Genomic DNA, 8,720 nt, shown 5'->3' with positions numbered 1-8,720 from the left:
CACCCCACCCACCCCGCCCCGGAGCAGGAGGCGCGCGGCCGCCCCCCCCCCCCCCGCGCGCCCCCCCCCCCCCCCACCCTGCCGCTGCGGATGATCGTGGTCGACAACGCCACCGCGATCGTCCCGATCGACCCCGAGGACCCCCGCAAGGGCGCCGCGCTGCTGCAGAGCCCCGGCGTGGTCGCCGCGCTGCGCGCCCTGTTCACCCAGGTCTGGGAGCACGCCCGCCCGCTCGGCGAGACCGTCCAGCGCGACCCGCACGGCCTCACCGGCCAGGAACGCGAACTGCTGCGGCTGCTCGCCGAGGGCCTCACCGACGAACGGGCCGGCCAGCGCCTCGGCGTCTCGCTGCGCACGGTGCGCCGGATGATGGCCGACCTGATGGTCCGGATGGACGCCCGCAGCCGCTTCCAGGCCGGGCTGCAGGTCGCCGCGCTCGGCTGGCTGGAGGCCGCCGAGGAGGACGCCACGGCCTGACCCGCCGTCACCACCGGGGCCGGAAAAGGGCGCGGGCCCCCGCCCGGAAGGACGGGGGCCCGCGCCGCGGGTGCTGCGGACTACCGGTAGTAGCCGGTGATGTCGGCGATCAGGTGCACCTGGCCGTCGTTGTTGTACAGGTCGACCTTGCCGTTGACCACGGGGACCACCACCAGGTTGGGGATGGTCTGGCCGGTGGTGAAGTTGAGGTTCGACGCCGCGCTGCGGGCCTGCCCGTCCGGGTAGACCGCCACGAAGCTCGGACCGGTCGGCTCGGTCGCGGTGACGTTCAGCACCACGGCGGTGACGTCCGCGGGCACGCCGGCCCGGCCGGCCACCTGCAGCGCGATCGACTGCTGCCGGCCGACCTTGTCCGCCGGGGCGCCCAGGCCCGAGCGGGTGTCCAGCAGGCGGGTCGGGCCCGCGCTGACGAAGGACGAGCCGCCGGAGGTCCGGTAGTAGCCGGAGATGTCGGCGATCAGGTCGACCGTGCCGTCGTTGTTGTACAGGTCGACCTTGCCGTTGACCACCGGGACCACCACCAGGTTGGGGATGGTCTGCCCGGCGCCGAAGTTGAGGTTCGACGCCGCGGTGCGGGCCTGCCCGTTCGGGTAGACCGCCACGAAGCTCGACGAGGTCGGGTTGGTGGCGGTGACGTTCAGGACCACTGCGGTGATGTCGTTCGGCACGCTCTTGCCGCCGCCCAGGTCCGCGCCCGCCACCTGCAGGGTGATCGACTTCTGCGCGCCGACCTTGGCCGCCGGGGCGCCCAGGCCCGCGCGGGTGTCCAGCAGCCGGGCCGGGCCCGCGGTGGACAGCTTGGAGGCGCCGCCCTGCGAGTAGTAGCCGGTGATGTCGGCGATCAGGTCGACCGTGCCGTCGTTGTTGTACAGGTCGACCTTGCCGTCGACCACCGGCACCACGACCAGGTTCGGCACCGTCAGACCCGGCGTCACGTTCAGGTTCGACGAGGACGAGCGGGGCTGGCCGTTCGGGTAGACCGCGATGTAGCTGTACGAGGTCGGGTTGGTGGCGGTGACGTTCAGGACGACCGCGGTGATGTCGTTCGGCACGCTCTTGCCGCCGCCCAGGTCCGCGCCCGCGACCTGCAGGGTGATCGACTGCTGGGCGCCGACCTTGGCCGCCGCGCCGCCGATGCCCGAGCGGGTGTCCAGCAGCCGGGCCGGGCCGGCCGGGGTGTAACCGCTGGCCGCCGGCGTGTTGTTGGCGACCACCTGCACGTCACTGGCCTTCAGGTAGGCCAGCCGGTGGTTGTAGCGGATCGGGTAGTAGGTGTCGTTGCCGACCACCCGCGTCTTGTCGTTCGGCGCGTCGCCGTTGATGTTCTGCGCGTAGAAGAAGTCGCTGTCCAGCGCCACCGGGCTGCCCGCCAGGTACGCCTGGCCGGCCGGGATGGTCGCGTCGTACGGCGTCGGCGCCAGCTTCGAGGTGTCGATGCCCGCCGGGTACGCCGTCAGCTCCGGGTAGGTGCGTCCGTACACCGGGATCGAGGCCGCGCCCGCCTTGGCGGTCAGCACGGTCTGGTCGGTGCGGTTGTCGGCCGCCGCGCTGCGGAAGTTCGGGTTGGCGAACCAGGCCTTGGTGCCGCCGTACCAGATCGCCGTCCAGTCGCCCTGCTGGTCCGCCACCACGTAGCTGGTGCCGGCGACCGCCTTGGCCCGGGTGTCCGCGGCCTGCGTGGTGCCGCCGTTGACCAGCGTGGTGCCGTTCGGCGCGGTGTACAGGTAGACGAAGTTCTCCGGCCGCGCCGCGATGCCGTCCACCGGCGGGGTGTTGGTGGAGTCGAACGCCGGGGCGATGGTGACCTTGCCGCCCGGCAGCAGCACGCCGCCGGTGTTGGCCCGCACCGGCGCGCCGAGCAGGTCCATGTAGTGGTTCCAGTCCCAGAACGTTCCCGGGTCCCAGTGCATCCCGGCGATGGTGGCCTGGGTCGGGCCCGGCACGTCGTCGTGGCCGATGATGTGCTGCCGGTCCAGCGGCACCTGGTACTTCTCCGCCAGGTAGCGCACCAGCGTCGCCGACGACTGGTACAGCTGCTCCGAGTACCACGGCTGGGTGCCGGTCGGGAACGCGTAACCCTCGTGCTCCACACCGATGCTGTGCATGTTGACGGTCTTGTTGCCCGCGTGCCAGGCGATGTTCTTGTCGTTCACCATCTGGGTGACGTGACCGTCGTTGGCCCGCACGATGTAGTGCGCGCTGGCCTGGGTGGCCGGGTTCTTGAAGGTGTTGACCGACCCGTCGAACCCGCCCTCCGTGTCGTGGATGACGATGTACTCGATCTGGTCGCCGTCCGCCGGACGGTTGGAGATCGTGTAGTTGCCGTACGAGGTCGGGTCCGACGCGTTGGTCAGGTCGTACGCGGCCTCGACGAAGTCGCAGTTCAGCGCGGCCGGGCACTCGACCGGGTGCGGCTCCGGGTTGGACGTCAGCGGGGCCAGCGCCGGAGCGGAGGCCTGCAGCGCCGTCCGGGCGGTGCCCCGGGAGGCGGCGCCGGTGCCCGTGCGGGCACCCGACTTGTCCGCGGACTTGCCGGCGCTCTTGTCCGCGCCCTTGGCGGGCTTGACGGCCGCGGCGGGCAGCGCGGGCAGCGAGCCCTGGCCGTCGGCGGAGGCGCGCGGCGCGGTGCCGGTGCTCGCCTTGCCCGCCGCCAGGCCGGGCTCGGCGGCCAGCGCCACCAGCTGGCCGTCCGCGGTGGTGCGGGCGGCGCCGAGGCGGATGGTGTTGAACACCCGGTCGGCGAAGGCGTGCCCGCCGTCGTCGGTGGTCGACTCGGAGAACCGGGCCACCGCGTCGTACCAGGCCGACGGGTCGGCGGAGACCGCCCGGCCGGCGTCCTGCTGGTACTTCGTCAGCAGTGCCGCCGCGCCGCGGATCGACTGCGCGGCGTCCGACTTCAGCTGCGCCGACGGACGCTTGATCAGCTTCGCGGCGCGGTCCAGGGTGTGCAGCGCCGGGCTGTCCTTCACCTCGACCGGGGCCGCCTTGGCCGGGGCCGCGTCGCCGTCGCCGCGGCCGTCCGCCTCCGGGCCGGGGCCCTGCGCCAGCGCCTTGGCCACCGCCGCCGGGTCGACCTCGGTCAGACCCATCACGTTGTAGTTGCCGGTGGTGCTGGGCTGGCCGGCGTGCTGCTCCCAGCGGCTCTGCTGGTACGACAGGCCCAGCAGCACGCTCTGCGGCACGTGGAACTCGTCAGCGGCGGCGGTGAACGCGCGCTGCAGCTGGTCCGGCGGGACCGGCGCTGCCGACGCCCGGGTGTCGGCACCGGCGACCAGGGCGAACCCGGTCGCCGAGGCGGCCACGGCGGCGGTCAGCGCCAGTGGTATCCGCAGCCGGTGCCGACGGCGGTGGGCCGGGTGCCCGGCACCCGGTGGAGTGGCTCGGTGGGCAGTCAACTGCGACCTTCCGGTGGGTCCGGCGCGGCGGCCGGAGAAGAACGGGGCCCTTCCCGGGGGCGCGCGGGGCGCGGCCGAACCCGGGGGAGCGGTTGACGCTAGCACCAACTGATACGCACACGGCGGGCCGGGGGTTGTCCGACACTCGTGGAGATTCGGTGCCGGTTCCAACGGGCGTGACGCCCCGTCAGCTCACCGCCGGTGCTTGCCGCCGCTCGCCGTCGGCGTCGGGTACGGAATGCGCAGCTTGCGGGCGAAGGGGGCCACCGAGGCACCCACGCCCAGCGGCCGGGCGAACAGGAACAGCGACACCAGGATCGCCAGCGAACCGGCGGCCAGCGCGGCCAGGTTGCCCGGCAGCGAGGCCCCGAACCGGCCCGCCAGCCAGTGCGCGGCCAGCGCTCCCGGCACGCACGCCAGCACCAGGCCCAGGTGCAGGACCACCACCCGGCCGCCGTCCAGCCCGCTGCGCCGCGGCCCGTTCCGCAGGCCCAGGTCCACGGTGGCGTTCGCCCCCGGCGCGAAGGCGTCGGTGCGCAGCACCAGGGTGGCGTCCGGCGCGCCTTGCGGGGTCGGCGCGGCCTGCGGGGCCGCCGCCGGCAGGGCGCTGCGCAGCCGGCGGCCCAGCGCGGTGCCGGTCACCGCCACCGACACCAGGCAGGCCGTGGTGTGCGCGACCGCCATGCCGATCACGATCCAGCGCACCGGCAGCACCTCGTACGCCACCCAGGACAGGCCGGCGTTGACCACGGTGGTGATCACCGTCAGCCAGAACGGGGTGCGGGCGTCGCCCATCGCGTAGAAGCCGCGGGCCAGCGCGTACTGCGCGCAGAACGCGGGCAGGCCGATGGCGAAGGCCATCAGCAGCTGGGCGATCACCCAGGCGTCCGCCCGGACGTGCGAGGAGGTGCCGTAGCCGTACGCGGCGACCGCGATCTGCGGGGCCAGCGCCAGGAAGATCACCGCCGCGGTGACGATCATCGCCGCGGAGGAGCGCAGCATCCCGGACAGGTCCTCGCCGATCTTCCGGTAGTCGCCCGCCGTCGCCGCCCGGGACATCCCCGGCAGCAGCGCGGTGACCAGCGAGATGGTGATCACGCCCTGCGGGACCACGAACAGCTGGTAGGCGTTGGTGTAGGCGAAGTTGCCCAGGCCCTCGACGTAGCCGGCCTTCTGCGCCGCGGTGCCCGCGCCGGTGCTCAGGCTGGAGATCACCGCGAACGCCAGCTGGGTCACCACCACCAGCAGCAGCGCCCAGCTCGCCGAGCGCAGCGGCCGGGTCAGGCCCGCCCCGCGCCAGTCGAACCGCGGCCGGAACCGGAAGCCCGCCGAACGCAGCGAGGGCAGCAGCGCCGCGGCCTGCACCACGATGCCCAGCGTCGAGCCCAGGCCCAGCAGCAGGGTGTCCCCGGAGGTGACGCTGCCGACGCCGGTGGCGTGCCGCCCGACCAGCAGGTAGACGCCGAACACGCCGATCGCCACCACGTTGTTCAGCACCGGCGTCCACATCATCGCGCCGAACCGGTCGCGCGAGTTCAGCACCTGGCCGAGCAGCGTGAAGACGCCGTAGAAGAAGATCTGCGGCAGGCAGTACCGGGCGAAGTCGATCGCCAGCTCCCGCTGCGCGCCCTCGAACTGCGAGTACAGGTCGACGATCTGCGGGGCCGCCAGCCAGGCACCGAGCGTCAGCACCACCAGGATCACCCCGCACAGGGTGAGCAGCCGGTCGGTGTAGGCGACGCCGCCGTCCTTGTGGGTCTGCATGGCGTGCACCAGCTCCGGCACGAAGACCGAGGCCAGCGCACCGCCGATGAGCATCATGTAGATGATGTTCGGCAGCGAGTTCGCCACGTTGAACGCCTCGCCGACCGGGCCGGTGGTCAGCGCCGCCACGATCACCGCGCTGCGCACGAAGCCCAGCGCGCGGGAGGCCAGCGAGCCCAGCGCCATGATCAGCCCGTTGCGGGCGGTGGAGGCGGCGGGCTTGGCCTTCGCCGGCTCGCCGGCGGGTTCGCCCGCGCGCGGCACCGGCACCGGCGAACCCGGGGGCCGCGCGGGCGGCGGCGGGAAGCCGGGCTGCTGCGCGGGGATCCGGCCCAACTGCACGGTGGGCTGGTCGTACGGGGGATGGCCCCCGCCCTGGGGCTGGTACGGGCCGCCCTGCTGGGCGTACGGATCGGCGGGGCCGTCGGCGGTGTGCATGGTCCTCGGACCCCCCGTCACTAGGCGCCCGTCCGGCGGTGCGTTGGTTTACGGAGAACGGTGCAGGTCCGGGCTCCACATGCCGGTTGCAGGGTGCACCCAGCCGCAGAAGTCTGCCCCAACTCGGCACCCGTTGGGGAGTCGGGTGCCGGGTGAGGATGATCCCGTCCGGGCGGGGCCGCCGTCCGACCCGCCCGCGCGGCCCGCCCCGGGGCCCCGTTTCGGCCCGGAATCACGCGGAATGCCGCCCGCGTCCGTTCCCTCCCCCGGAGGAACCCGGCACGCAGGTGTGACGTTCCTCACGATCAGTCAGGAACCGTCCCGGTCACGGCCGGGCCGCGCCTTCTCCGCCGCCGGGGCCGCGCCGGCCAGCACCCGCTGCACCCGCGGTCTGGTCCGCCAGTCCACCCGGCGGGCGTCCCGGAGCAGCGCGCCGGGCCGCCAGAGCTCCACCGCCACCGTCAGGCCGGTCAGCACCGCCGCCGCGGCCAGCCAGCCCGCCAGCACGTCGCTCGGGTAGTGCACGCCGAGCGCGATCCGGGTCCAGCCGACCGCCAGCACCGCCGCCAGCGCGATCCCGGCCGCGACCGCCCGCCCGACCCGGTCCGCCCGCGGCCACAGCAGCGCCAGCAGCACCCCGCAGGTGATCGCCGAGGCCATCGCGTGCCCGGACGGGAACGAGCCGCCCGGCACGCTCGCCACCGGGTCGGCGAAGTGCGGCCGCGGCCGGTCCACCAGTGCCCGGCCCGCGTTGCCCACCGCCCAGCCGAGCAGCGCCTGCGCGGCCGCCCAGCCCGCCAGCGCCCGCGCGCCCAGCGTCCACAGCCACACCGCGGCCACCGCCAGCAGCGAGCGCATCACCACCGGGCCGCCCAGGTCGGCCAGCGTCCGCATCGCCGCCGTCCACGCGGTGTGCCCGCTCGCGAACCGGTGCAGCGCGGCCACCCACCCCTGGTCCAGCCGGGCCAGCGGGGACCAGTCGCCCTCCACCAGCGCCAGCAACACACCGAGCAGCGCGACGGAAACCACCGCCACCGCGGCACAAGCGCGCAGGTTCCGGCGTTGTACCGGAGAGCGCGGGCCGGGCGCGGGTTCGGCGGGTGCCGGATCGGCTGACTTGGACATGCCTGACACCTTCCCAGCGGCGGGCCCCGAACCGGCGCAGCGGCGATAGCGATTCGGCATCGGTTGTGCGGATATGCCGCGAAGGCGGCGGAAAGATCCGGTGCCGAAGGATTGACCGCCGGGTGTGCATCCCCGGTCACGCTGCGTGTACCGATCGGATGAAAATCGGCAGGATACTGCATGAGACCGGAAAAACTGAGTGACTTGGGAATGTTGTCCGATTTCTGTGCGTTGGATCGTTACGTGTGAGCCACCGGATGGCCCACACACCTGTGCCGGGCGGCGGATCGGAGCCCGCCGGGCAGCGTCAGTGAGGGAGCAAGCATGGCCACCCGTGCCGTCGTACGCGACAGGGCCGATCGGACTCGCACCGCCCGCCCGACCAACCTCGAGGCCGACCGCGACCTGGTCGGCATGTACCTCGACGAGATCGCCAGGACGCCCCTGCTCGATGCCGCCGAGGAGGTCGAGCTCTCCCTGCGGATCGAGGCCGGGGTCTTCGCCCAGCACCTGCTGGAGCAGGGCGAGCTGCCCGAGGGTGCGACCCGGGAGGAGCTGCAGGCGATAGCGGACGACTCCGAGCGCGCCAAGGACGTCTTCATCCGCTCCAACCTGCGGCTGGTCGTCGCGGTGGCCCGGCGCTACCCGCGCAGCGGCCTGCCCCTGCTCGACCTGATCCAGGAGGGCAACGCCGGCCTGGTCCGCGCGGTGGAGAAGTTCGACTACTCCAAGGGCTTCAAGTTCTCCACCTACGCGACCTGGTGGATCCGGCAGGCGATCACCCGCTCGATCGCCGACCAGTCCCGCACCATCCGGCTGCCCGTCCACCTGGTCGAGGAGCTCGGCCGGATCCGCCGGGTCCAGCGGGAGCGGTCCAAGGAGCTGGGCCGCGAGCCCGAGCCGGCGGAGATCGCCGCCGAGCTGGACACCACCCCGGAGCGGATCAAGGACGTGCTGGACTGGGCCCGCGACCCGGTCAGCCTCAACATGTCGGTCGACGACGAGGGCGAGACCCAGTTCGGCGACCTGGTCGAGGACACCGGCGCGACCTCGCCCGAGGACGCGGTCATGGTGATGCTGCGCCGCGAGGAGCTGGACGACCTGATCGGCCGCCTCGACGACCGCACCGCCTCGATCATCCGCAGCCGCTACGGCATGGAGGACGGCCGCGAGCGGACGCTGACCGAGGTCGGCAAGCAGCACGGCCTGACCCGCGAGCGGATCCGCCAGATCGAGAAGCACGCCCTCGCCGAGCTGAAGAAGATCGCGGACCACGCGGGCTTCGAAGCCGCCTAGCCGGGGCGCTCTACAGTGGACGGCATGGCCAACCAGGAACAGCACGCCGACCAGCCCAAGCCCCGGCTGGTGTTCAAGGACCCGTTCGACCAGCAGAGCGGGGACGACACCGACCGGGGCTGGGGCGAGTCGCGGGGGGACGGTGAGCGGGGGCTGGACTGGTACGCGAGCCAGCGGCCCCCGCATCACGGGGAGAAGTAGCAG

The 8,720-nt window shown here is 73.3% G+C and carries 6 protein-coding genes; 3 read left to right on the top strand and 3 right to left on the bottom strand.

Features of this window, described 5'->3' with window-relative positions:
• Nucleotides 1-90 precede the first annotated feature (90 nt).
• On the top strand, nucleotides 91-477 hold the full coding sequence (locus ACWD4U_RS13465; RefSeq protein WP_449787185.1) for a helix-turn-helix transcriptional regulator: 387 nt from the start codon (nucleotides 91-93) through the stop codon (nucleotides 475-477).
• 80 nt (nucleotides 478-557) lie between these two features.
• Here ACWD4U_RS13465 and ACWD4U_RS13460 read toward each other — a convergent pair whose 3' ends face one another.
• The 3 genes from ACWD4U_RS13460 to ACWD4U_RS13450 form a co-directional block, all read right to left on the bottom strand.
• Nucleotides 558-3,893, bottom strand: a complete 3,336-nt coding sequence (locus tag ACWD4U_RS13460) for an N-acetylmuramoyl-L-alanine amidase (RefSeq protein WP_363452079.1) — start codon at nucleotides 3,891-3,893, stop codon at nucleotides 558-560.
• Nucleotides 3,894-4,085: 192 nt separating this feature from the next.
• Nucleotides 4,086-6,095, bottom strand: coding sequence for a murein biosynthesis integral membrane protein MurJ (murJ, locus tag ACWD4U_RS13455; protein ID WP_363452077.1), 2,010 nt, complete (start codon nucleotides 6,093-6,095; stop codon nucleotides 4,086-4,088).
• A gap of 309 nt (nucleotides 6,096-6,404) precedes the next feature.
• On the bottom strand, nucleotides 6,405-7,220 hold the full coding sequence (locus ACWD4U_RS13450; RefSeq protein ID WP_449787184.1) for a phosphatase PAP2 family protein: 816 nt from the start codon (nucleotides 7,218-7,220) through the stop codon (nucleotides 6,405-6,407).
• Nucleotides 7,221-7,544: 324 nt separating this feature from the next.
• Here ACWD4U_RS13450 and ACWD4U_RS13445 point away from each other — a divergent pair, with 324 nt between their 5' ends.
• Together ACWD4U_RS13445 and ACWD4U_RS13440 are read left to right on the top strand one after the other, a co-directional pair.
• The gene (locus ACWD4U_RS13445; protein ID WP_449787183.1) at nucleotides 7,545-8,516 is read left to right on the top strand and encodes a sigma-70 family RNA polymerase sigma factor; all 972 of its coding nucleotides are present in this window, start codon (nucleotides 7,545-7,547) and stop codon (nucleotides 8,514-8,516) included.
• Nucleotides 8,517-8,540: 24 nt separating this feature from the next.
• Nucleotides 8,541-8,717: a hypothetical protein gene (locus ACWD4U_RS13440; RefSeq protein WP_363452073.1), complete on the top strand. Its 177-nt coding sequence runs from the start codon at nucleotides 8,541-8,543 to the stop codon at nucleotides 8,715-8,717.
• Nucleotides 8,718-8,720 lie beyond the last annotated feature (3 nt).

The sequence above is a fragment of the Kitasatospora sp. NPDC002522 genome, from assembly GCF_053595195.1.
This window is presented reverse-complemented; position numbering and strand designations above follow the sequence as displayed.